We start from the raw sequence: 24,058 nt of genomic DNA, 5'->3' as shown, positions 1-24,058 counted from the left end.
GGGAAACTAGAGGAAGAGACTGTAAAATCAGTCTTTAAGCAAGGGTTTTTGTTACGCTCACGAGAGGGTTTTAATCTAAAAAATTTAGGTTATTTGCCTCGGTGGGTGATATTCTTGATTGATATTTTGACAGTAACCTTCTCGGGAGTGGTTACCTTTTATCTTTTCAAAGGCCTTGGACTCGAGTATTTTGATGAATCCCGTAAGGTAATGGCTTTTGGGCTTTATGTAGGACTCAATATTTTCTTCTTCTGGTGGTTCAAAACCTATTCGGGAATTATTCGACACTCTTCTTTTATCGATGCAATTAAAATTTTCTTTTCTCAGTTAGCCGTATTTTTGGTAATGCTAGCGGTTAAGATCATTTTCTCCGTTGCGCTAGAAGAAAATATCTTTATAGTCACCGCGTTATTAATCAATATCATCTTTAATTTTTGTCTTCTGTTTTTATACAGAGTATTGGTAAAGCAAATTTTTGAGGTCTACTTCAAAGGAATTCAAAGCGGACAATTGGTCAATGCACTGGTCTATGGAGCCGATGCCAATGCCATTTCGGTAACCAATGCGCTGATGTCTGAAATTCCAACGCGTTTTAAGTTGTTGGGTTTTATCGATAAATACAGTCTTAATGAATCGAAGCAAATCCTAGGGTTACCGATTATCAATCAAAAGAAAAAAATATCGGTAATCATGAAGTCGTTACAGGCAGAAGCCTTGATTATAGCCGATAAAGGATTGTCAAAAGAAGAACAATTGGCCATAGTTGACGATTGCTTAGAATATAATCTGAAAGTGTATACGGTTCCGTTGATCTCCAATTGGGAAAATCAAAAAGAAATTTCTCAAAAGATTAAAAGTTTCCAGATCGAGGATTTATTAGATCGAAAACCCATTGTATTGGATAATAAAATGATTTCTGCCCAATTGAATAATAAGACGATCATGATTACTGGTGCTGCCGGATCAATTGGGAGTGAGATTGTACGTCAGGTATTAGAATTCAATCCAAAAACGGTAATTATTTTAGATCAGGCAGAGACCCCTTTACATGAGTTGACCCTCGAGATTCAGAAATTATTGATACAAACCAATATTGTCTCAGTAGTAGCAGACATTCGCGATAAATCAGGATTAGAAAAGTTATTCGAATTGTATCGTCCGAATCTGATTTACCATGCCGCGGCTTACAAACACGTTCCTCTCATGGAAGATAATCCTTCCCAAGCGATATTGGTGAATGTGATGGGAACTCAAAACTTGGCAGATTTAGCCTTAGCGTTTGGAGTCGAAAAGTTTGTCATGGTGTCTACAGACAAAGCGGTGAATCCAAGTAACGTAATGGGAGCCAGTAAGCGTATTGCGGAAAAGTATGTACAATCGCTGTATTTCCATGAATTAGAGAAAAACAAAGAAACTACGAAATTCATCACGACCCGTTTTGGAAACGTTCTAGGCTCTAATGGATCCGTGGTGCCACTCTTTTCGAAACAAATTGCAGAAGGAGGTCCGGTAACCATTACCCACAAGGAAATCATTCGTTTCTTTATGACGATTCCCGAAGCTTGCCAGTTGGTGTTAGAAGCGGGAGCCATGGGCAATGGAGGAGAAATCTATATGTTCGATATGGGCAAGCCGGTAAAAATATACGATTTGGCCAAGAAAATGATTCGTTTGGCGGGCTATGTCCCGGATAGCGATATTCAAATAAAAGTTGTAGGTTTGCGCCCGGGAGAAAAATTGTACGAAGAATTGTTAAACGATACATCCAAAACATTACCCACACACCATGAGAAAATAATGGTGGCTCAGGAGGAAATCGATGCCTTCGAGAAAGTTTCGGAAGCCATAGCCGACATTATGGAAGCTTCGTCACAATACAACAATCATTTGATAGTGACAAAGATGAAGGCCTTAGTACCCGAGTTTAAAAGCTTAAATTCTATTTTTGAAATACTAGATAAAAAAAATAATTAATAATGATGATGAGATTACCCAAGATGGTAACTGTCGCTTTTTGCTTAATGGCAATAATCGGATTGAACAGTTGCAGTCAACAAAAAAATATTGTTTATTTTCAAAATATTGATCAACTTCAGGATTTAAATGCAGCTACTTTTGAACCTTCAATACAACCAGATGATTTATTGTTAATTATTGTCTCAGCGGCCGACCCCGAAGCTGCAGCTCCTTTTAATCTAACTTTAGAAAATATACCTACTGTCGTAGGACAGGCTGCTATGGCGCAGCGTCAACAACAATTGTATTTGGTAGATAAAGAAGGGAATATTGATTTTCCGGTCTTGGGAAAAATTCAAGTGGGTGGACTAGCCAAAACAGAGGTTTCTAAAGTACTCAAAGAAAAGTTAGCACAATACATAAAAAATCCGATTCTTAACATTCGTATCATGAATTATAAAGTAACGGTGCAAGGTGAAGTAACTAGACCAGGAAGTTATCCAGTGACTAGTGAAAGGATCACATTGGTAGAGGCACTCAGTATGGCAGGGGATTTAACCATCTATGGGAAAAGAAACAATATTGTGGTCGTTCGAGAAATTCAGGGTAAGAAAACGGTGGGAAGAGTCGATTTAACCAAAGCAGACTTCATCAATTCTCCTTATTATTATTTGGCACAAAACGATTTGGTTTATGTAGAACCCAATAAGCCAAAAAGTAATTCGTCGACCTTCAATCAAAACACCTCGGTATGGATTTCAATCGCGTCATTGGTTTCTTCCGCAATTTTTTCCATCCTCTTAATCAATAAAAATTAAGTTCCATTCTTATGCATTCTATAAATGACAATACAGAAGATAGTACGCTAAATCTTAGGGATTTACTGATGAAATATTTAATCCATTGGAAATGGTTTTTAGTAAGTGTCTTGGTGTTTTTAGTTGGCGCAAAATTATACCTTCGGTATTCGGTGCCGGTCTATAAATCTTCTACAACAATCCTAATAAAAGACGATAAATCTGGAAATATTGCTTCGGAATTATCTGCTTTTCAAGATATTGGTCTTTTTGCAGGTCCCAAAAATAAAATAGATGATGAGGTGGAAATTTTAAAGTCTAGAAAACTTATTGAAAAAACGGTGGAGGAAGGAGAGTTTTTTATCAAGTACATTGCTGAAGGACGTATCAAATCTTCTGATGCTTACGGTTCTAGTCCGGTAAAGTTTATTTTTGCTAAAAAATCACCCCGATTGTATAAAACGGACACCATTCTGTATGTTGATATTGTTTCAGAAAATCAATTCGATTTAGTGAATCAAGAGAATAATAAAGTGGGAAGATATACTTTTGGGCAGACCGTTCATTCTAAGGTATTCGGAGATTTTACAGTAAATAAAAGCGTATTGCTGAATGAATACGAGGAACCTAAACCGATCCAAAAAGGCAAAATCATGGTGGCTATTTCTAAATTAGAAAAAGTAGTGGATGATTTCAAAGGAAGAGTGAACGTTTCTACATTGTCTAAATTCTCCAATGTAGTTGAAATTTCTATGACGGATCAAGTCAGTGAAAAAGCAGACGATTTTCTGGATAAATTAGTAGAAATCTATAATAAAGAGGCGATCAATGACAAAAACCTGATTTCGGAAAAAACGGCCAAGTTCATAAACGAAAGATTACTAATTATCACAGAGGAATTAGGCGGAGTTGAGAGAGAAGCAGAAAGCTACAAAAAGAGAAATAAAATTACGGATATTCCATCGGAAGCAGAATTGAATTTGAAAACAGCTAGTGAATTCAAAGCCGAAGAGATTGCGGTGGGAACTCAATTGAGGGTAGTCGACATGATGCTCCGATACATGAAATTAAATGTGAATTCGGATATCATTCCGGCCAATATTATTCCGTCAGATAACAATTCGACTCAGTTAATAGCAGAATATAATAACCTCGTAGTAGAAAGAGACCGTATTCTTAAAAGTTCTACACCAGAAAACCCACTGGTAGTTAGGCTTAACGATAAAATTAATACGCTTAAAATTACGATCAACGAAAGTTTGTTGCGACTGAAAGCCTCATTAGCGGTTAAAGAAAATGATATTCGTAATCAAGAGAATCTTCTTGAAGGTAGAATAGCAAAAATACCACAGCAAGAAAGAGAATTCCGTAATATTTTCAGACAACAGCAAATCAAAGAGGAATTGTACCTATACCTATTTAAGAAACGAGAAGAAACGGCTATCGCATTGGCGGCTACGGCACCCAATTCAAAGGTGGTGGATCAGGCTTATTCTAACGGTGTTCCCGTTTCCCCAAAAAGACAATTGATTTATTTGACCGCCTTTATTTTTGGATTGTTAATACCCTTTTCGATCATTTATCTAAAAGATTTATTAGATACCAAAGTAAAAACAAGAGCAGATTTAGAAGAGCTGAAAATTCCGTTCTTGGGCGATGTACCACATTCGGATTCTCATAATGAGATTATCAAAACCGATAGCCGTACCAGTGCCGCGGAAGCCATTCGCATTGTCAGAACCAACTTAGAATTCATTGTCAACAATGCCGTGCGCGATAGAGCCAAAACCATTATGTTGACCTCTACTTTGCCGTCGGAAGGGAAGACGTTTATCGCAGTTAATTTAGCGGCAACCATTGCCATTTCAGGAAAGAAAGTCTTGTTGATCGGAATGGATGTCCGCAACCCAAGACTAGATGATTATGTGACCTTACCCAATAGAGGATTGACAAATTTCTTATCGACAACTGAGGCTGAGATAGAGAATTATATCGTGCCACAAGCAGGATACAACCGATTTGATATTCTTCCGGCTGGGGTGATTCCTCCAAATCCGGCAGAATTATTAATGAGTCAAAAGTTGGAAGTAATGTTCGACAAGCTAAAAGGAGTGTATGATTATATCATCGTAGATACTGCCCCAGTGAGCTTGGTGACAGATACCTTATTGATCTCTCAGCATGCCGATGCTTTTGTCTATGTAGTCAGAGCGAATTATTTGGATAAAGAACTATTAAAAACACCGAAATCGTTATACGACGAAAAGAAATTACCAAGCATGTGTCTGTTATTGAATGATACCGATACCTCAAAAGGTTATGGCTACGGCTATGGCTATGGAGTAACAGAAGAGAAAAAACCATGGTATAAAAGAATTTGGAATAGCTAGTTTTAAATAGAGCCTTAAACCTAAAAACCACACGAAATCGTGTGGTTTTTTTATATTTTACTAGAAATAAGTTCAAGTTTCGTCTCTTCGAGTGTTTTTTCGAAGTGCAACGGAGAAAAAACGTATCGAGAAGTTTTAGCAACAATGAAACATCAATTTTACTTTTGCTTTTTTCAACCCGTCACTTAGCTTCGCTCCGTTCGGCTTCGCCTCGGGTCGAGTGTTTTTTCGCAGTGCAACGGAGAAAAAATGTATCGAGAAGCTTAGCATCAACAAAACACATCTTATCTCTCACACTAGCATTTATGGATCTGTTATGCATAATTTTTCCCCCCAACTAAAGTGTTAGGAATCGAATTAAATTCATATTTTTGATAGTATCAAATGATAGTATCAAAATATGAAACCACCCTACGAAATAACTTCACTAATATTGAAATACATCTCTTCGATTTCAGAGAAAATTGGAGAGGTAAATGCAAAATATTTAGTCAAAACGAATCCAAGTTTACGAAAACAAAATCAAATAAAAACAATACATTCATCATTAAGTATTGAGGGAAATACGCTGTCGGAAGAACAAATCACAGCAATAGTAGAAAATAAACGAGTTGTTGGGCCTCAGAAAGACATCATAGAAGTTTTGAATGCTTTGGAAGTGTATAAAAACATAAATACCCTTAAACATTATTCTGAAAAAGATTTTTTAAAAGCGCATAAAATGCTGATGAAAGGTCTTATAGAAAATTCAGGAAAATACAGAACAAAAGGAGTTGGAATTGTGAAAGGCTCAAAAATCGAGCATGTTGCTCCTCCTTATGAAAATGTACCATTTTTAATGAACGATTTATTTCAATATGTAAAGGATGAATCAGAAATTTCATTAATTAAAAGTTGTGTATTTCACTACGAAATGGAATTCATTCATCCCTTTATGGATGGGAACGGAAGAATGGGAAGATTATGGCAAACGTTGATTTTAATGGAAGAATATCAGGTATTTGAATTTTTACCTTTTGAAACTTTAATTTCAAAAAACCAAACAGCCTATTACAATGCATTATCTGCTTCTGACAAAGAAGGAAAATCTACTAAATTCATTGAGTATATGCTCAGTGTTATGGATCAATCTTTGAATGAACTTTTAGAGAATGCAACAAAAAAACTTTCTATTGAAGATAGAATTCAAATTTTTATTGAAGATTTTGATGAAGAATTTACAAGAAAGGATTATTTACATTATTTCAAGGATTTATCATCAGCAACAGCGAGCAGAGATTTAAAAAAAGCGGTTGAAATGGGAATCATTACAAAATATGGAGATAAAAAAACAACCACTTATAGAAAGCATTAAAACTACGCACAACAGCGGTTTGTTACTATTGTGGGTCTCAGGCATATTTTGAAAATGAATCGTTTAACCAGAAACTGTTTATATTTGTTATGTTATGAGAACAAATACTTCAACGGCAGGCCAAACCAGCGGGAAGTACTATTGCTAAAAAATAAAGTAGCAAAAAAATCAAACAAAGAAACGATTGTTTTGAATCACAGCTTCCAAAGCTTTAGTATCTTTGATTAAAACCCTTTGTTGAAATGCATTGATGTGTTTCTGATGGTGTACATCGGAACCCACAAAATCATAGAGACCTTGTTCCAAGAGTTTTTTGGCCGCTTCCGCTACGTCACTGCCATAGTAACCAACAGTAGCTAACAGATTGAGTTGCAGATAACACCCTGCATTTTTCAACTTTCGGTATTCGTCAAAGTTTTTATGGTAAAAAGCATAGCGTTCCGGATGGGCCAACACGGGCTGGTACCCGGCTACTTGCAAATCAAAAAGCAAATCATATAAATGAATAGGAGCATTCAGGTACGACATTTCCACGAGTACCAAATTGTCTTTTAGGGTCAATAGCTCTCCTTTTTTAAAAAGCGTGGCAAAGTGATCGTCTAACAAATACTCAGAGGCCGCTTGCAAAGGCATGTCGAACTGCTTGGTAGCGAGATGTTGCTGGGTTTCTTGTGCTTTGGCTTCAATCCCTTCCTTGGTATTGTCCCAAAATCCACTAAAAGTATGCGGCGTGGTAATGAATTTTGTAAAACCAATTTTTTGAAGGGCTCCAATCAGATATTCGGTGTCTTCTATCGTTTTGGCTCCATCATCGATACCCGGTAACAGGTGAGAATGAATATCGATAGCGCCATCTGGGATAAGGTCTTGAAGAATGGGTCTGTTTTTGGTAAAGAAAAACATAAAGATATTTTTGTGCAAAGATAAGGAAAATTTAAACTAACCAAGAGACAAGAAGATTTTGTACTCTCCTCGTCACTTCGAGTGTTTTTTCGAAGTGGAACGGAGAAAAAATGTATCGAGAAGCGACCCAACGAGATAACGATCCCGCGTACATTTCAAAAGGCATGATGAATCGTATACAAAATAAATAGAGTCGTCACCCTCGAGTTCTCGATACAATTTTTAAAACAGCATCCAGTCGAGAACAGTAACTCACCATAGCTTTAAAAATTACTCGAACTGACGTTATAAGAAAAGATAAGGTTTTGAGGTTTCCCGTCACTTCGAGTGTTTTTTCGCAGTGAAACAGAGAAAAAATGTATCGAGAAGCAACCTGCTTCAACCAATAAAAACACCTTAAAATTTAACCATAATACCTTTTTTAGTATTTGTTTAACATCTATTTTATTACTAAGTTGCAATCCAATAAAAAGAGAAGTAAAATGAAGCAGGAAGCTTTACCCCAAGAGCACTGGGATCATGTCATAGAATCAAAAACTTCCTTATGGGATCTGAAATTAAGAGAGGTCTGGCAGTATAGAGATTTACTATTCTTGTTTGTACGAAGAGATTTTGTAACGGTTTACAAACAAACCATTTTGGGACCGCTTTGGTTTTTCATTCAACCCTTATTAACCACGATTACCTTTACCATTATTTTCGGGAATGTAGCCCAATTGTCTACCGACGGGGCACCACAGGTGGTATTCTACATGGCGGGGATTACCTTGTGGAACTATTTTTCTACGTGTCTGACCAGTGTTTCCGGAGTTTTTAATGCCAATGCGGGCATTTTTGGGAAAGTGTATTTTCCTAGATTGATTATGCCCTTAACGATAGTGATCTCCAATCTAATGAAGTTCGGGGTACAGTTTTTACTGTTTGTAGGCTTTGTAGGTTATTTCACGTTTAAAAGTCAAATAGCGCCGAACAGTTCGATTGTACTGACTCCTTTCATTATCGTGCTCATGGCTTTAATTTCTATGGGATTTGGATTGATTTTATCGTCCATGACGACCAAATACAAAGACTTGAACCAATTAATTGGTTTCGGAGTACAACTGTTCATGTATGCTACTCCCGTAATTTACCCGAGTTCTTCCGTGCCACAAGAGTATGCATGGGTGACAGACTTAAATCCTTTAGTCGGTTTGTTTGATTACATGCGTTATGCCTATCTGGGTGTGGGTGATTTTTCAATAGTGGATTTGATTTATCCTTCCGTATTTTCTATAGTAATCCTGATGATAGGGGTTTTGGTGTTCAATAAGACACAGAAGACGTTTATGGATACGGTGTAGCAGTGAATGGTGAGTGGAGAGTGGTGAGGAGTGAATAGAGGGGATTGATTAGCTGTTTATACGCCTAGGGTGTCATTCCGACAAAGGAGGAATCTCATAAAAAAGGGAGAGTTAGTGAGGAGTGAATGGTGAGGAGAGAATCGTTAAGAGTGAATGGTGAGCGATTAGTATTTTTATACGCCTAGGGTGTCATTCCGACAGAGGAGGAATCTCATAAAGAAGGGAGAGTTAGTGAGGAGTGAATGGTGAGGAGAGAATCGTTAAGAGTGAATGGTGAGCAATTAGTATTTTTATACGCCTAGGGTGTCATTCCGACAAAGGAGGAATCTCATAAAGAAGGGAGAGTTAGTGAGGAGTGAATGGTGAGGAGTGAATCGTTAAGAGTGAATGGTGAGCGATTAGTATTTTTACACGCCTAGGGTGTCATTCCGACAAAGGAGGAATCTCATAAAGAAGGGTAAAGATAAAAGTATAAACAAGAAGTTATGATTTTGAATAAAAGAGAAATAATTTAAAATTCAAAATTTAGAATATAAAATAATAGGAAATTGAGTAAAGTAGTAATAAAAGCCGAACATATTTCGAAGCAATACCGTCTAGGGTTGGTAGGTACCGGTACAGTGAAGGATGACTTAAAGCGTTGGTGGTATAATTTGCGTGGAAAAGAAGATCCGTTTTTAAAAATTGGAGAAGCGAATGATAGAAGCAGTAAAGGCGAAAGCGATTACGTTTGGAGTTTGCGCGATATCAATTTTGAAATCAACCAAGGGGATTCGGTGGGGATTATTGGCCGTAATGGAGCAGGGAAATCAACCTTGTTAAAAATATTAAGTCAAGTGACCCAACCCACTACCGGTAAAATTTATACTAAAGGAAGGATTGCTTCTTTGTTGGAAGTAGGAACGGGTTTTCATCCAGAAATGACGGGACGCGAGAATATCTATCTGAATGGCGCTATTTTAGGCATGCGCAAGCATGAAATTACCCGAAAATTTGATGAAATCATTGCGTTCTCAGGGGTAGAACGTTACATTGATACCCCGGTAAAACGCTATTCTTCAGGAATGTACGTCCGTTTGGCATTTGCGGTTGCCGCACATTTAGAATCCGAGATTTTAATTGTCGATGAGGTATTGGCAGTAGGAGATGCCGAGTTCCAAAAGAAGTGTTTAGGTAAAATGAACGACGTGAGCAAAGGGGAAGGAAGAACGGTGTTGTTTGTGAGTCATAATTTAGATGCCGTAAAAAAGCTCTGTGATAAAGGAGTGTTGTTGCATCATGGACAATTGATTCATGAAGGAAGTATTGATACTACACTTGATTCTTATTTACTAAATTATTCTTCAAATGAGAAACAATCTGAACTTAGTTATGAAATCGATGAATCCAAAGAAGCACAAATTTTAAAAGTAGCCCTTAAGGATAAAGAGGGTAATGAAATCATTGAATTTTATTCCAATCAAGAAATATTTGTTCATATTACTTTGAGAAATAGTCTATTTAATAAAGGTGCTAGATTAAATTTTTCTATCTTAGATAAATTTGAAAATGTAATTTTTATTAATAGGAAAGACTTAGATTTTATAGGAACAGCAGAGTGGATAGTTAAAATTCCTGGTGATTGTATGATTGCTAATCTGTACAAAATTGGGTTAGCCTTGGATATTCCTAAAGTGAAACTTTTAGATTTACCTTCTGAAAAAATCAATTTAAGCATTGTTAATATCGCTCAAGATGAATTTAAGTATGGAGATACGGAGAACGGAATCTTTAAAATACCAATTCAATGGATCAGTTAAAAAAGAAAATACTATTACTTTCAACAGGAGATATAAATGGTGCCTACGAAGTAATGTTTCGTTTAGGGAAACATTTTGATTTACAAGGACATCAAGTTAAAATGTTGGTTAAAATTAAAACTAAATCGGATAGTTTTATAACGACTTATACTGACGTACCCAAACCATATAAGCGAAAAAGTATTCTCGAACGGGCTCATTTAAAATTGAAACAAAAGTTAAGTAGTCCTAAAGCTACTTTAAAAATTGATTATGATTTTAACTATGACTTTATCAGTGTAGAGGAAACAAAAGTAAATGTGTCTCCAACTCGAATCATTGAATTAGTTGGATTTAATCCTGATTTCATTTACAGAGGAATGACAGATAACTTCATGAATTCAACGGATTTACTAAATCTTCAGCAGTTAACCAATGCAGAGGTTTATAACATCACGGTTGATATGAACCATTTTACAGGGGGGTGCCATTTTGCTTGGGAGTGTAAAGGGTATATTGAAGGATGTTCAGACAAATGCCCTGCAATACTAAGTGAGTATGGAAAAGATATTCCTAAAATAAATTTTGATACAAAATTAAAAAATGCACAGCTAGGGAATTTTAAAATTTTGGCGGGTTCTGGATGGACGCTGCAACAAGCAAAAGAATCTAAAATTTATAAAAACCAAGCGGTAATATTTAATGTAAATAGTTTAATTGATTTAAACCTATTTAACAATAAAAATAGAGACATTGCAAAGAGAATTTTTGAGTTAGATGAAGATAAGTTTTACATATTAATGGGATGTCAAAATGCCAAAGCTAAAAGAAAAGGTTTTGAGTATTTAGTAGAATCACTGAAAATAGTAGAAGAAAAAATCAGCCCTACTGAAAAAAATAAGATAGAAGTAATTGTTGTTTCAAAAGATGTCTCTGAATCTTTTAATGAAATCCCTTTTTCAAAAAAACACATAGACTTTATTAAGGATTATAGATTGTTGACTTTGTTATATCAGGCAGTTGATGTTTTTGTAAACTCATCTATTGAAGATTCAGGACCTTTAATGGTTTCAGAAGCTATGGCTTGCGGAACACCTGTGGTTGGTTTTGATATGGGGGTAGTAAATAATTTAGTGGTAACAGGGTATAATGGATATAAAGCGAAACTAAAAGACAGTGAAGATTTAGCAAATGGAATTCATCAAATTTTTGGTTTGCCCAAACCAGAATATGATAATTTTTCAAAAAATGCTTACAGGACTATTCAAGAGTTTTCTTCCATGGAAAGTGCGGATCAAATATTTAACAAAATCCACAATCTTTAAGGAATGAAAAACATAATTAATTCTTTATTTACCACAAAAGTTGATGCCATAGGAATATCTGTTTTCAGGATGTTCTATAGTGTGGTTTTGTTTTTAGAATTACTACAATTGTATACTTTCAGAAGTATTATTTACGATAAAGAACCGTATCAATATACCGGAGAAATAGATGTAAGTTTCATCTTTTATTTTTGGTTTCCAGTAGTTGTTTTTTTGTTTTTGGGTTTATTTACACGTTACATTACAATACTCAATTATATTTTTGGAGTCATTATATTTAGTTCGGCCATAAAGTTCGAATATCATGTGTTTTATGCCTATGTAGGAATCAATTTCTTATTGATTTTTATGCCAATATCAAGAGTACTATCGTTGGACAGTCTTTTGAAAAAACTGAAATATTCGACTTTGTATAAACCATTTTTGGAAGATAGAAAGGTATTGAAAATTAATTATGTCATACCCGTTTTTGTTGCAATTGGATTAGTCTATTTTGATTCTATTTTTCACAAATTGTCAAGTAAAATGTGGATGGATGGTTTAGGGGTTTGGTTACCCTCAAGCTTGCCAATGGTTACTTGGAACGACACTAGTGTATTACTAAATCAAAAAGGGTTAATGCTTTTTCTTGGTTATTTGGTGTTAGCATTTGAGACTGTTTTTATCTTTTTGTTTTGGTTCAAAAAATTTAGAGTGCCCTTTTTTATTTTAGGCGTTTTTTTTCACGTAGGAATCTTAATAGCATATCCCATTCCTTGGTTTGCTTTAACAGTAATCGCGGTTTATTTATTACTAGTTCCTGTTAAATATTGGAAATTTTTGGCTTCAAAGATTAAATGTAAAAATCCTATCTATACTTTTTACTATGATTTAGAGTGTCCTTTATGTAACAAGGTGGTCATTGTAATTCGTCATTTCGATATTTTTAATACAGTAGAATGCTTACCTGTTCAAGGAAATTATAAAAATAATGAGGCACTACTCAATTACGATGAAGAAACATTACTTATTAATATTCATGGCGTAACGAGTTCAGGAAAAGTGGTTTCAGGATTTTGGGCTTACGTTTCCTTATTAAAAGCGATGCGTTATACCTACTTATTAGGGCTGTTGATTTCCTTGCCTTTGATTTCTTCTCTTGGACAAAAGATATACGACTACATTGCAGGAAATAGGGTAACAGAGCGTTGTACAGCTGAAAATTGTACTATACCTATTTATACACCACCGCCAAGTGAAAACGATGATTTTTTAATTAAGGGCTGGAATAAAGTACTATTGACTACTGTTTTTTGGAAGTGTGTTATTTTGTTTCTAAGCTTTGGACAATTGTTGATGATTTGGTTTTCACCGACTATTCAGAATAATTTTCCAAAGGTTGAAAAAATTAACAAGTTTGTTTTTGTTCTTTATGAATATTCAAGAGATGTTTACACAGATTTTTTTGGAATAACACATCATGCTGTTTTTATTTTTGATGATCATTTTAAAACTTACAATAAGATTTTTAGAATTGAAGCTATTGATGTTTATGGGAATAAAATTGATTTTCCCCTTCTAGATAAAAATGGAATGCCTAGTAAAAGCTATGAAAATGGTTCAGTTTGGGCAAATGCTGCTTTTAGAGTTAATAGTTCGAATTTTAAATTGTCAATTTATTCTGAGGAGATTATAAAGTATTTGAAATATTTCGAAGTTAATAGCAAATACAGGATTGTAAGTTATAAAGTTTACTATAAAGAAGTATACGCTAAAGAAAAATGGGAGTATAATTTTTTAAAAAATCAAATTAATACTCCATGGAGAAAAGCAGGTGAAATTTTTAAATATGTTGAATCATATGAGTTTAAATGGGAAGATGATTTTGTAAAAAAACTCAATTAAAATATGAAGAAACTGGCCATATTACAATCTAATTACATTCCTTGGAAAGGTTATTTTGATCTTATTGCTTCCGTAGATGAATTCATTATCTATGATGAGATGCAGTATACTAAAAATGATTGGAGGAATAGAAATAAAATTAAAACAGTCAATGGATTAGAATGGATTACGATCCCCGTTAGAGTTGAAAATTTGTCTCAGAGAATATGCGATACCAAAATTTTTGATAAAAAATGGGTAAAAAAGCACAAAGCTACTTTACAAACCAATTATGCTAAGGCTAGCTGTTTTAATGAAACAAAAGATTTTATTTTTGGTTTGTATGAGCAAGTAGAAAATAAAGAAAATTTATCGGAAATAAATTATATTTTTATTAAAGGAATTTGTGATTTTTTGGGGATTAAAACGAAAATAAGTTTTTCAACCGATTACATTTTGGGAGTTGGAAAATCGGAAAGATTAATTAATTTGTGCAAACAGGCGGATGCCTCAGTATATCTGTCTGGACCATCAGCAAAAGATTATATTGATGAGGTTCTGTTTAATGAGAATAAAATTGATCTAGAATGGATGGATTATTCTGGTTATAAAGAATATAATCAACTAAATATACCTTTTGAACATGGAGTTTCCATATTAGATTTAATTTTTAATGAAGGAGATAACTCCCGTAAGTTTTTAAAATATTAGATAAATGAGAACACTTGCCATAATAGGTTCAGGCGATTTAGGTCAGCAAATAGCACATTATGCGCTGAGTGATAAGCACTATGATACAGTGGTGTTTTTTGATGATTTTACTACTCAAACCGAAATAAATGGCTGTCTCATATTAGGTAAAACTTCGGAAATTAGTAAAGCTTTTGAAGCGAAACAATTTGATGAATTAATTATTGGAATAGGCTACAAGCATCTACAAGTGAGAAAAGAATTATTTGAGAAATTCTCATCAACAATTCCATTTGGAACAATAATTCATTCCAGTTCCTGGATAGATACAACTGCTGTAGTAGAAAAAGGTTGTGTGATTTATCCGGGTTGTATTATAGATGCGAATACCGTTATTCATACCAATACCATTTTAAATATCGGTTGTACTATAGCGCATGATACGCATATAGGATCACATTGTTTTTTATCTCCAAGAGTGGCAGTAGCGGGTTTTGTAACCGTTCAAGAAAGTTGTATTTTAGGAATCAATTCTACGATCATCGATAATTTAAATATTGTTGCGCATACCCAATTGGGAGGAGCAACTATAGTCATAAAATCAATAGAAAAAAGCGGTTTATACGTAGGTAATCCCGCTAAATTTATACGCTAATGATACCATTTAACAAACCTTTTTTAATAGGTAGTGAAATTAAATACATTGAAGATGCGGTGCGCTCCGGAAAGATTTCAGGGAACGGAAAGTATACTAAAATGTGCCAACAATTTTTTGAACATGAGTATGGTTTTAAAAAGGCCTTATTAACGTCTTCTTGTACAGATGCGTTAGAAATGGCGGCCATTTTAGCTGATATTAAAGAAGGCGATGAAGTAATAATCCCAAGTTATACCTTTGTGTCAACGGCTCTAGCTTTTGTAAGACAAGGAGCTAAGATTGTTTTTGCAGATTCGTATTCGGACAATCCAAATATGGATGCCACTAAAATAGAAGCACTAATCACTCCAAAAACAAAAGCCATTGTACCAGTCCATTATGCGGGCATCGCTTGTGATATGGATCTGATTATGGATTTGGCTAATAAATATAACTTGTTAGTAATTGAAGATGCGGCACAAGCCATAGATAGTTTTTATACAGGTAAAGAGGGGGTAAAAAAAGCATTAGGTTCCATCGGACATTTAGCGGCTTTTTCTTTTCATGAGACCAAAAATATTATTTCAGGAGAAGGGGGAATGTTAACGATTAATGATGATCGTTTTGTAGAACGAGCCGAAATCATCTGGGAAAAAGGAACCAACCGATCTCAGTTTTTTAGAGGAGAAGTAGATAAATACGGTTGGGTGGATACAGGAAGTTCTTTTTTGCCTTCAGAAGTGACCGCGGCTTTTTTATGGGCACAAGTAGAGAATATTCAAACCATTCAAACCAAAAGAAAACAACTCTGGGAATATTACTATGAAAAAATGAGTGCTGTAGCTTCGGAAGTAGCCATTTATTTACCGCAAATTCCAGAATATGCTACCAATAATGGACATATGTTTTTCATAAATTTTGAAAGTTTAGAACAGCGAACGAAGGTAATACAGAAGCTGAAAGAGAAAGATATTTTGGCCGTTTTTCATTATATTTCTTTGCATTCTAGCCCGTATTATCAAGATAAACATGATGGAAGGGTGTTAGAAAATAGTGATAAATTTACCGATACTTTATTGAGATTACCATTGTTTTATGAACTAAATGAAAAAGAAATAGATAGGATCATAGAATGTTTTAAATAGGATATATGTTAAAACAAGTTAAAAAATATTTTAAATTAAAAATCTTCAAAGCTTATGATAATTATCTTTTAGATAAAAATCAGAAAGAGCTAGGAATATTATTTTCAAAATTTAAAAAAATGGGAAGCAATTGTGTTTTGGAACGTGATTTTCGAATTTTAGGCCCTGAACACATTGAAATTGGTGATAATTTTTTGTCACTTCACAGACTAAGACTTGAAGCTATTGATCAATATAATGAAGAAAAATTTTCTCCTAGAATTATAATTGGGAATAATGTTACATTCAATACAGATTGTCATATAGGTTGTACAAATTCAATTATTATTGAAGATAATTGTTTGTTCGCAAGTAGAATATATATAACAGATCATCATCATGGGGATACATCTGAGGAAATGTTAGAAATAGTTCCTAATAAAAGACCATTAATCTCCAAAGGTCCGGTTTTAATTAAAAAAAATGTTTGGGTTGGGGAAGGTGTTTGTATTATGCCCAATGTAACTATTGGTGAGAACAGCATAATCGCTTCCAATGCAGTTGTAACAAAAAATATACCTGCAAATTCTGTTGTTGCAGGTGTTCCAGCAATTGTTATAAAGAAAATTAAATAATGAATTTGAGTCTACCTTTAGTTTCTGTAATTGTCCCAAATTACAATCATGAAAAATATCTAAAGCAACGTTTAGATAGTATTTTTAACCAAACATACTCTAATTTTGAAGTTATTTTGTTAGATGATTGTAGTACTGATCAGAGTAGAGTTATTTTGTCTCAATGTGCTAAAAATACGAAGGTAACACATTGTGTTTTTAATGAAATGAATTCAGGAAATACTTTTTCTCAGTGGGAAAAAGGAATAAGGCTGTCAAAAGGAGATTATATATGGATAGCGGAAAGTGACGATACGTGCTCCCCTAATTTTTTAGAAGAATTAATTAAGCCCTTAATTAATGATACAGAGGTCGTTCTGAGTTATTGCCAATCAAATAGGGTCAATGAAAATGGAGAGATTACGGGTAACTGGATTACCCATACAGATGATTTAGAGGCAAGTTTATTTCAAAATGATTTTGTGATGGACGGGAACCTATTTATTGAAAAATTTTTAATTTTCAAAAATGTAATACCTAATGCAAGTGCAGCAATATTTAGAAAGTTAAGCCTTAATTTTGAAGAACATTTAAAACTTTCTAAAAACTTTAGAACTTGTGGGGATTGGTTATTTTACATAAATTTTCTTTTAAATAATAAAGTAGCTTTCATTGCAGAGTCTTTAAATAATTTTAGATATCATTCTTCTAGTGTCATAGCTAATACAGTAAACAATGAAAGTTTGATAGCAATCATTGACATTGATATTGATATGAGAAATAAGATCAGAAAGTCTTTTGCTAATAAAGAGGTTTCTAATTTGAGTCAAATAGTAACAAACAATAATTCAGTTAAAAAAAATGATATCTATAAAAAGGCTTTACTTCTGATTAAAAGAGGTCAAAAGGTAAAGGGGTATTCTACCCTATTAATGGTTTTAGATTTGTATCTGAAGAATATTAATTGGGAGAAAAAACGTAGAAATTGTTTTTTTTCTTTTTTTAAAGTTGTATGATTTCAATAATAATTTGTTCACGTGAACCAAGAATTAGTGAAGAACTCTCTCAGAATATTGAGAAAACCATAGGTTGTCCTTATGAACTAATTGTCATTGATAACTCTGAAAATACTTATTCTATTTTTGAAGCCTATAATTTAGGAATCCAAAAAAGTAAAGGTGATTTTTGGTGTTTTATGCACGATGATATTTTGTTACATACAAAAAATTGGGGGGTAGAGTTAATTAGTATATTTGACAGTGATAATAAAATAGGATTGATAGGAGTGGCTGGTGCCAAAATGAAAACAAAAATGCCTTCCACATGGTGGGATTGTCCAGAAGATCAAAAAATCTTAAATATTATACAACATTTTCCAAATAATCGTAAAGAAAATTGGTTTTTGGGTTTCAATGAAAAACAATGCGAGGAAGTGGCGGTGATAGATGGTGTTTTTATGATGGGTAAAAAGGATAATGCGATTCATTTTGATGAGCGATTAAAAGGGTATCATAATTATGATATTTATCTTTCAATGGTATACAAGCTTAACGGATACAAAATAATGGTAACACAGACTGTTTTATTAGAACATTTTTCATTAGGAAAAATTAATAAAGATTGGTATCTGTCTACATTGCGTTTTGATAACTTGTTAAAACAATTTTTACCATTGAAGATAGAAAATGTAATTTCAAAAGAACAGATTAAAAATCAAGAGTTTAAAAATGGAATGCGTTTTTGTAATGATTTAGTACTATACAATCTAAAAAAAGAAGCAATGCAGTATTGGTTTCGATTATTTTTTATAAAACCAATTTCTAGATTCCACTATTCTTTCATTAAATCATTGATAAATTAAAATGTTAGCAATCGTTATCCCATTTTACAAACTCACTTTCTTTGAGGCAACATTACAATCCTTAGCCAATCAAACGGATAAACGATTTAAAGTATATATTGGGGATGATGCGAGTCCAGAGGATTGTACATCACTATTAAAGCAATTTGAAGGACAATTTGATTTTACGTATCATCGATTTGAAACGAATTTAGGAGGCACAAGTTTAACACAACAATGGGAACGATGTATTGCGCTTTCAGAAGAGGAAGAATGGTTGATGATTTTGGGGGATGATGATTTGTTGGGAGAGAATGTGGTAGAGGAGTTTTATAAAAACAAGGGATTGGTTGACTCCGAAAACAGTAATGTTTTAAAGTTTGCCACAGTAAACATAGATGATAAAGGTATTGTAATTTCAAAAAAATATATGCACCCATTAAAAGAAAATGTGGCAACAGCATATTATAGAAAATTCATATGGGAAAGTAGAAGTTCTCTTTCAGAATATATTTTTAGAAGAACTAGTTATATTAAACATGGTTTTGAAAATTATCCTTTAGCTTGGCATGCGGATGATAGAGCATGGTTTGATTTCTCTGAAGGAGGAAATATATGCTGTTCCAATGAAGCTATTATTTATTTTCGTTTAACAAACTTCAACATTTCAGGTCAAACAGATAATGAACAAATAAAAAAACAAGCTAGCAAATTGTTTTTTTATGATTTGATTACTAAGTATTTAAATTTATTTACAAGAAAGCAACAAAGTGATATTCTCTTTGAATTTGGGATTTTGATCAAAGAATTAGATGAAATATCTTTAAAAAACATAGTATTAGTTACTTTCAAATTTTTAAAAAGAGGTTCTATCTATGATTTATTACGTTTTTGGAGACGAATGTATTTAGCAAAATTTAATTTTAAATGAATGTATCAGTAATTATACCCGCTTACAATGCTTCTCAATTTATTGAAAAAGCAATAAAATCAGCTTTAGAACAACCAGAAGTCGTTGAGGTAATCATTGTAAATGATGGGAGTCAAGATGCTACAGAAGAGATTGTTACGGATCTTCAAAAAACAGAAGATAAAATCAAATTGCTCCATCATCCAGGTAAAGTGAATAGAGGACGTTCGGCAACTCGTAATCTTGGGATCCAAAAGGCAATTTCAAAATACATAGCTTTTTTGGATTCAGATGATTTTTATTTATCCAACAGATTTAAAAATGACGCAAAACTTTTTAGTGAGCATCCTGATATCGATGGGGTATACAATGCCGTAGATTTCTATTGTTACAGAGCCATTAGTGAAGAAGAAAAAAAACAATTAGTTTTAAATACAGTTACACAACCAATTGAGCCTAGCCAATTGTTTGAGGCCCTGATTTCGGGGAAATACGGACATTTTCAAATTGACGGATTAACGGTAAAAAAAGAATTGTTTGACAGAATTGGTCTTTTTAATGAGGAACTGAAAGTGGCTGAAGATACGGATATATTTTGGAAAATGGCTTTAAAAGGAAAGTTAGTTTCAGGTATTATCGATAAGCCATTGGCTTCACGAGGAGTGCATGAAACTAACATATTTAATAATAAAGAGGTTTACGCTGTATACACGATCAAAATGTATGAATCAATGTTTTTTTGGGCAGCAAAAAGCAAATTGTCGTTATATTTTGTAGATATCTTATTAAAATGGATTTGGTTGTTGCGATTCAAACAAAATAAATCTCTACTCAAAGATATACAGTATTGGTTGTTCTTATTTAGCAATGCCCCTAGTGTTTTTCTTACGTACTTAAGTATTAAATATTTTCCACTCGTTCAAAAGAGGAAAAAGATATTTCCCTTTATTTTTAAATAAATAGAATTTGAAAAGTTTTGAAGTCTTTATTTTTAACCATTCATCAATGAATTTAAAAAGCGATGTAACTGTTGTTATTCCATGCTATAATGATGGTAAATATATTAAGCAAGCGTTGTATTCGGTGATCAATCAAACAGTTCCCCCAGATAAAATTATCATTATTGATGATGGATCGCGGGTAGAAACTAAAATAGTATTAGAATCACTAAAGCACCCGCTACTTGAAATAATATACCAAGAAAATCAAGGGGTAAGTGTAGCGCGAAACAATGCCATAAAAAAAGCGAATACTACTTACATATTAAATTTAGATGCGGATGATTATTATGAACCGACTTTTATAGAAAAAGCCCTTTTAGTGATAAACAGAGACGCACAAGTAGGAGTAGTGAGTTCTTTTTGTAGAACATTTAATCATAAAGGAGAAACTATCGAAATTATTGAGCCTCTAGGTGGTGTAACTAAAGATTTCATAGTTAAAAATAATGGCAGAGCTAGTGCGCTATTCAGAAAAAAATGTTGGGAACAAGTGAGCGGTTATGATGAGAAGATGCTAAACGGTTATGAAGATTGGGAATTTTGGATTGCTATTTTAAAAAACCATTGGCGAATGGAAATTATTCCTGAAGTTTTGTCGCATTATAGGATAAAAAAAACATCTAGGGATAAAACTGCTTTCCAAAAGCACGATTTTGAATTAAGGAAGTATATTTTTGAGAAGCATAAAGAAGTGTATTTAGAGCATCTGGATTTTTATCTCATAGAAATGTTAAGGATTAATTCGGTTTTAAAGAACAATGTACATAAATTTAAAAATTCATTAGAATATAAGATCGGTAAAGCTGTTTTATATCCTTTACGAATGATTAAAAAAATCATAGAATGGAGGTTTTAGTTTCTATAGTAGTCCCCTGTTACAATCAGGCGCATTATTTAAAAGAATCGTTACAATCGGTTTTAGATCAAACATTTTCCGATTGGGAGTGTATTATTGTAAATGATGGAAGCCCAGATAATACCAAAGAAGTATCAAAAACTTGGGTTAAAAAAGATTCACGATTTACATATCTAGAAAAGCAAAACGGAGGCCTCAGCAGTGCCAGAAATGCCGGTATTCAAATTGCGAAAGGGGAGTTCATTTTACCTCTTGATGCGGATGATATTTTACATCCTGATTATTTACAGAAAGCGGTTCCGTTATTAAAGGAAAATAAGCATTTAGGTATAGTGTCTTGTTTTAGCAATTTCTTCTATCAAAATACGAGTAATGTTGTTTTCCAACTCAAACCTATCGGGAGCACTTGGGAAGATTTATTGTTTGTAAATCAACTGATAGCAACATCTTTGTTTAAAAGAGAATGTTGGGAAAAAGTGGGAGGATATGATGAACGTATGAAAAAAGGTTTTGAAGATTGGGATTTTTGGTTGTCGGTAACAAAAAAAGGTTACCATTATGAAATAGTCCATGAATTTTTGTTCTTTTACAGAAAAGCGAAAATATCGATGTTGCAGAATACGGTTTCAAATCATTTTTATGAAGTTCGTAAAGGAATTATGTTAAAACACAAAGACCTCTATGTTCAAAAATTTGAAAACGTAATCGAGGTGCTTTTTTTTGAATTACAACAAAAAAATGATGCATATCAAAAAAATAAGAGATCTCTTGAGTTTAAGATTGGAAAATGGTTAACAAAACCTTTAAAATGGTTGGAAAAAATAAGTAAAAAATGATTTCAGTTGTTATTAGAAATAAAAATGAGGCTCCCGCACTTGAATTTTTGTTGAAAAATTTGACACAACGTTATGCCAATGACATCGATGAAATCATTGTTTTAGATAATTTATCTACCGACAATAGTGAGGAGATTGCCAAACGATACGGCGCCGAATTTGTGACCATTGAAAAATTTAGTTTTGGAGGAAGTGCGAACTTAGCCGCTTCAAAAGCTAAAAACAAGATTGTGGTAATTTTTAGTGCACATTCGTATCCGGTAAGTCATGATTTCTTTAAATTAATACAACAAAAATTTATAGAGAAACCATCAATTGCAGGAATACGTTGTTTGCATCAGCCTAATGATTACAAAAATTTCATCAATGGTATTAAAGCTAGTGAAGATCCTAACAAGTCAGGTTTGATTTTTGCGGGTTCTGCATTCAATAGAGAAATTTGGCAAAAAATCCCTTTTAAAGAAGAGGTAGCCACCTTTGAAGATAAAGAATGGACGGTTAGGGTATTGAAAGCAGGGTATGAAATTGAGATAGTACCAGCTATTTTTTGCTATGATGTTAAACGAACACCAGCTCAGTTATTTTTTAGATTTAAAAATGATGTGGTAGGAAACTATCAATTGTGGCATCAGGAGGTGACCTGGAGAAATATTTTCAACAAAACGTTAATGTCATTAATAAAGCTTGTACAATCTTTTTTTGTAGAACTCTATTATATTGTAAAACGTTTTGTTTTTCTTGTTAGATTTGTTACAAACAAACCTAAAAAATTTTAGAAGGCAGAGATGAAGCATCATAATAATTTTGACTTTTTTAGGTTTTTATTTGCACTTTTGGTAGTAATTTCTCATTCTTTTCCTTTATCAGGAATATACGAAAAAGAGCAGTGGATTTATCAATTTACAAATGGTCAAATGGTTTATTCCTCCATAGGTTTAAACGGCTTCTTTGTCATCAGCGGTTTTTTTATTTTTCAGAGCATGCAGCGTAGTCAAAACCTAGTGCAATATTTCACTAAAAGACTATGGCGAATTTTACCCGGTTTGTTCGTGGTTTTATTTTTAACACTCTTATTGTCTCCTTTTGTATACGAAGGGAAAGTTCCTTTCTTATACAATAAAGAAGTTTGGACTTACTTACCTAATAATTTATCCTTGTATGGTTTCCAAGCTACAATAGATGGGGTTTTTGATTCTAATCATTACCATGCAATTAATGGCTCTCTTTGGACCATTCGCTACGAATTTTCACTTTATATTGCTGTTGCCTGTTTGTTTTTTCTCAAAGGTAGAAAGGTAATAACGTTATTGTTGCTGCTATTGGCTTTTTTCTCCTTTTATATTTTGTATCAGTTCTATTTAGAACGCTTTGCTAGTGCTGAGATTTTTGGAATGTTGGGCTATGAAATTTTAAATTTAGGTACTTTTTTTATAGCAGGGAGTATTTTGGCTTGTGTGAAATTTGAAAAATACAAATACAACTTTGTTTTTTTTGGCATGGCAGTTTTACTTTTTGTAGGAAGCATTTATTACAACTACTATTCAATGGTGAAACATATCGTTTTTCCAATAATCATAATTTTTTCAGGATATTACACACTACCTTTTTTAAGTACATTTGGTAAATATGGAGATGCTTCTTATGGAATTTATATCTATAGTTTTCCAATTCAACAAGCTTTAGTGTATTATTTTCAGTTAGATACTTATTCATTAATTGTGTATTCTTGTTTACTATCTGTAATTTTTGGATATCTATCTTGGCATTGGGTGGAGAAGAAATGTATGAGTCTTTCTTATACAAGAACTCAATATTTTTTTGAAAAATATAAATTGTAATAATTT

At 33.4% G+C, this 24,058-nt stretch carries 21 protein-coding genes; 20 read left to right on the top strand and 1 reads right to left on the bottom strand.

Features of this window, described 5'->3' with window-relative positions:
* Nucleotides 1-48 precede the first annotated feature (48 nt).
* The 4 genes from NAT50_RS07035 (at nucleotide 49) to NAT50_RS07020 (ending at nucleotide 6,497) form a co-directional block, all read left to right on the top strand.
* Entirely contained in the window at nucleotides 49-1,974 is a 1,926-nt protein-coding gene (locus NAT50_RS07035; RefSeq protein ID WP_456298732.1) for a polysaccharide biosynthesis protein, read from the top strand.
* 2 nt (nucleotides 1,975-1,976) lie between these two features.
* Nucleotides 1,977-2,774, top strand: a complete 798-nt coding sequence (locus tag NAT50_RS07030; RefSeq protein WP_317236676.1) for a polysaccharide biosynthesis/export family protein — start codon at nucleotides 1,977-1,979, stop codon at nucleotides 2,772-2,774.
* 11 nt (nucleotides 2,775-2,785) lie between these two features.
* Nucleotides 2,786-5,143 (top strand): GumC family protein, encoded by a 2,358-nt coding sequence (locus NAT50_RS07025; RefSeq protein ID WP_250592515.1) that lies wholly within the window; start codon nucleotides 2,786-2,788, stop codon nucleotides 5,141-5,143.
* Nucleotides 5,144-5,543: 400 nt separating this feature from the next.
* A complete protein-coding gene (locus NAT50_RS07020) occupies nucleotides 5,544-6,497 on the top strand; it encodes a Fic family protein (protein WP_250592514.1) in 954 nt (317 codons plus the stop codon).
* Between the two features lie 168 nt (nucleotides 6,498-6,665).
* Here NAT50_RS07020 and NAT50_RS07015 read toward each other — a convergent pair whose 3' ends face one another.
* Nucleotides 6,666-7,400, bottom strand: coding sequence for a tyrosine-protein phosphatase (locus NAT50_RS07015; RefSeq protein ID WP_250592513.1), 735 nt, complete (start codon nucleotides 7,398-7,400; stop codon nucleotides 6,666-6,668).
* Nucleotides 7,401-7,882: 482 nt separating this feature from the next.
* On the opposite strand from NAT50_RS07015, the gene NAT50_RS07010 reads away from it, so the two are divergent.
* From NAT50_RS07010 to NAT50_RS06935, 16 genes are all read left to right on the top strand, one after another.
* The gene (locus tag NAT50_RS07010) at nucleotides 7,883-8,740 is read left to right on the top strand and encodes an ABC transporter permease (protein WP_250592512.1); all 858 of its coding nucleotides are present in this window, start codon (nucleotides 7,883-7,885) and stop codon (nucleotides 8,738-8,740) included.
* A 548-nt stretch (nucleotides 8,741-9,288) separates the two neighbouring features.
* Nucleotides 9,289-10,539, top strand: coding sequence for an ABC transporter ATP-binding protein (locus NAT50_RS07005; protein ID WP_250592511.1), 1,251 nt, complete (start codon nucleotides 9,289-9,291; stop codon nucleotides 10,537-10,539).
* Nucleotides 10,527-11,843, top strand: a complete 1,317-nt coding sequence (locus NAT50_RS07000) for a glycosyltransferase (RefSeq protein ID WP_250592510.1) — start codon at nucleotides 10,527-10,529, stop codon at nucleotides 11,841-11,843. Before NAT50_RS07005 ends, NAT50_RS07000 begins: the two co-directional genes overlap by 13 nt.
* A gap of 3 nt (nucleotides 11,844-11,846) precedes the next feature.
* Complete coding sequence (locus NAT50_RS06995) at nucleotides 11,847-13,727, top strand: DCC1-like thiol-disulfide oxidoreductase family protein (protein ID WP_250592509.1); 1,881 nt, start codon at nucleotides 11,847-11,849, stop codon at nucleotides 13,725-13,727.
* Nucleotides 13,728-13,730: 3 nt separating this feature from the next.
* Nucleotides 13,731-14,417 carry a WbqC family protein gene (locus NAT50_RS06990; RefSeq protein WP_250592508.1) on the top strand — a complete coding sequence of 229 codons (687 nt, stop codon included), beginning with the start codon at nucleotides 13,731-13,733 and terminating at the stop codon, nucleotides 14,415-14,417.
* 4 nt (nucleotides 14,418-14,421) lie between these two features.
* Nucleotides 14,422-15,051, top strand: coding sequence for an acetyltransferase (locus tag NAT50_RS06985; RefSeq protein WP_250592507.1), 630 nt, complete (start codon nucleotides 14,422-14,424; stop codon nucleotides 15,049-15,051).
* Complete coding sequence (gene rffA, locus NAT50_RS06980) at nucleotides 15,051-16,178, top strand: dTDP-4-amino-4,6-dideoxygalactose transaminase (protein ID WP_250592506.1); 1,128 nt, start codon at nucleotides 15,051-15,053, stop codon at nucleotides 16,176-16,178. Before NAT50_RS06985 ends, rffA begins: the two co-directional genes overlap by 1 nt.
* 5 nt (nucleotides 16,179-16,183) lie before the next feature.
* Nucleotides 16,184-16,792, top strand: coding sequence for an acyltransferase (locus tag NAT50_RS06975; RefSeq protein ID WP_250592505.1), 609 nt, complete (start codon nucleotides 16,184-16,186; stop codon nucleotides 16,790-16,792).
* Nucleotides 16,792-17,787 (top strand): glycosyltransferase family A protein, encoded by a 996-nt coding sequence (locus NAT50_RS06970; protein ID WP_250592504.1) that lies wholly within the window; start codon nucleotides 16,792-16,794, stop codon nucleotides 17,785-17,787. Before NAT50_RS06975 ends, NAT50_RS06970 begins: the two co-directional genes overlap by 1 nt.
* Nucleotides 17,784-18,632, top strand: coding sequence for a glycosyltransferase (locus NAT50_RS06965; RefSeq protein ID WP_250592503.1), 849 nt, complete (start codon nucleotides 17,784-17,786; stop codon nucleotides 18,630-18,632). The genes NAT50_RS06970 and NAT50_RS06965 overlap by 4 nt, the downstream gene beginning before the upstream one ends.
* Nucleotide 18,633: 1 nt before the next feature.
* A complete protein-coding gene (locus NAT50_RS06960; RefSeq protein ID WP_250592502.1) occupies nucleotides 18,634-19,542 on the top strand; it encodes a glycosyltransferase family 2 protein in 909 nt (302 codons plus the stop codon).
* The gene (locus NAT50_RS06955) at nucleotides 19,539-20,480 is read left to right on the top strand and encodes a glycosyltransferase family 2 protein (RefSeq protein WP_250592501.1); all 942 of its coding nucleotides are present in this window, start codon (nucleotides 19,539-19,541) and stop codon (nucleotides 20,478-20,480) included. Before NAT50_RS06960 ends, NAT50_RS06955 begins: the two co-directional genes overlap by 4 nt.
* Before the next feature lie 7 nt (nucleotides 20,481-20,487).
* Nucleotides 20,488-21,378 (top strand): glycosyltransferase family A protein, encoded by an 891-nt coding sequence (locus NAT50_RS06950; protein ID WP_250592500.1) that lies wholly within the window; start codon nucleotides 20,488-20,490, stop codon nucleotides 21,376-21,378.
* Nucleotides 21,366-22,214, top strand: coding sequence for a glycosyltransferase family 2 protein (locus NAT50_RS06945; protein WP_250592499.1), 849 nt, complete (start codon nucleotides 21,366-21,368; stop codon nucleotides 22,212-22,214). Before NAT50_RS06950 ends, NAT50_RS06945 begins: the two co-directional genes overlap by 13 nt.
* Complete coding sequence (locus NAT50_RS06940) at nucleotides 22,211-22,990, top strand: glycosyltransferase (RefSeq protein ID WP_250592498.1); 780 nt, start codon at nucleotides 22,211-22,213, stop codon at nucleotides 22,988-22,990. Before NAT50_RS06945 ends, NAT50_RS06940 begins: the two co-directional genes overlap by 4 nt.
* Nucleotides 22,991-22,999: 9 nt before the next feature.
* Nucleotides 23,000-24,052, top strand: a complete 1,053-nt coding sequence (locus tag NAT50_RS06935; protein WP_250592497.1) for an acyltransferase family protein — start codon at nucleotides 23,000-23,002, stop codon at nucleotides 24,050-24,052.
* Nucleotides 24,053-24,058: the final 6 nt, after the last annotated feature.

The sequence above is a fragment of the Flavobacterium luminosum genome, assembly GCF_023635005.1.
In the GTDB taxonomy this organism is placed as follows: domain Bacteria; phylum Bacteroidota; class Bacteroidia; order Flavobacteriales; family Flavobacteriaceae; genus Flavobacterium; species Flavobacterium luminosum.
The sequence above is the reverse complement of the archived record's forward strand: the minus strand, read 5'-3'. Positions and strand labels throughout refer to the sequence as shown.

Coding starts and splice junctions, on each gene's coding strand:
- NAT50_RS06975 (WP_250592505.1), top strand. CDS start 16,184: ATGTTAAAACAAGTTAAAAAATATTTTAAATTAAAAATCTTCAAAGCT.
- NAT50_RS07030 (WP_317236676.1), top strand. CDS start 1,977: ATGATGATGAGATTACCCAAGATGGTAACTGTCGCTTTTTGCTTAATG.
- NAT50_RS06945 (WP_250592499.1), top strand. CDS start 21,366: ATGGAGGTTTTAGTTTCTATAGTAGTCCCCTGTTACAATCAGGCGCAT.
- NAT50_RS07020 (WP_250592514.1), top strand. CDS start 5,544: ATGAAACCACCCTACGAAATAACTTCACTAATATTGAAATACATCTCT.
- rffA (WP_250592506.1), top strand. CDS start 15,051: ATGATACCATTTAACAAACCTTTTTTAATAGGTAGTGAAATTAAATAC.
- NAT50_RS06960 (WP_250592502.1), top strand. CDS start 18,634: ATGTTAGCAATCGTTATCCCATTTTACAAACTCACTTTCTTTGAGGCA.
- NAT50_RS06965 (WP_250592503.1), top strand. CDS start 17,784: ATGATTTCAATAATAATTTGTTCACGTGAACCAAGAATTAGTGAAGAA.
- NAT50_RS07010 (WP_250592512.1), top strand. CDS start 7,883: ATGAAGCAGGAAGCTTTACCCCAAGAGCACTGGGATCATGTCATAGAA.
- NAT50_RS07025 (WP_250592515.1), top strand. CDS start 2,786: ATGCATTCTATAAATGACAATACAGAAGATAGTACGCTAAATCTTAGG.
- NAT50_RS06990 (WP_250592508.1), top strand. CDS start 13,731: ATGAAGAAACTGGCCATATTACAATCTAATTACATTCCTTGGAAAGGT.
- NAT50_RS06940 (WP_250592498.1), top strand. CDS start 22,211: ATGATTTCAGTTGTTATTAGAAATAAAAATGAGGCTCCCGCACTTGAA.
- NAT50_RS07015 (WP_250592513.1), bottom strand. CDS start 7,400: ATGTTTTTCTTTACCAAAAACAGACCCATTCTTCAAGACCTTATCCCA.
- NAT50_RS06955 (WP_250592501.1), top strand. CDS start 19,539: ATGAATGTATCAGTAATTATACCCGCTTACAATGCTTCTCAATTTATT.
- NAT50_RS06995 (WP_250592509.1), top strand. CDS start 11,847: ATGAAAAACATAATTAATTCTTTATTTACCACAAAAGTTGATGCCATA.
- NAT50_RS07000 (WP_250592510.1), top strand. CDS start 10,527: ATGGATCAGTTAAAAAAGAAAATACTATTACTTTCAACAGGAGATATA.
- NAT50_RS06985 (WP_250592507.1), top strand. CDS start 14,422: ATGAGAACACTTGCCATAATAGGTTCAGGCGATTTAGGTCAGCAAATA.
- NAT50_RS06935 (WP_250592497.1), top strand. CDS start 23,000: ATGAAGCATCATAATAATTTTGACTTTTTTAGGTTTTTATTTGCACTT.
- NAT50_RS06970 (WP_250592504.1), top strand. CDS start 16,792: ATGAATTTGAGTCTACCTTTAGTTTCTGTAATTGTCCCAAATTACAAT.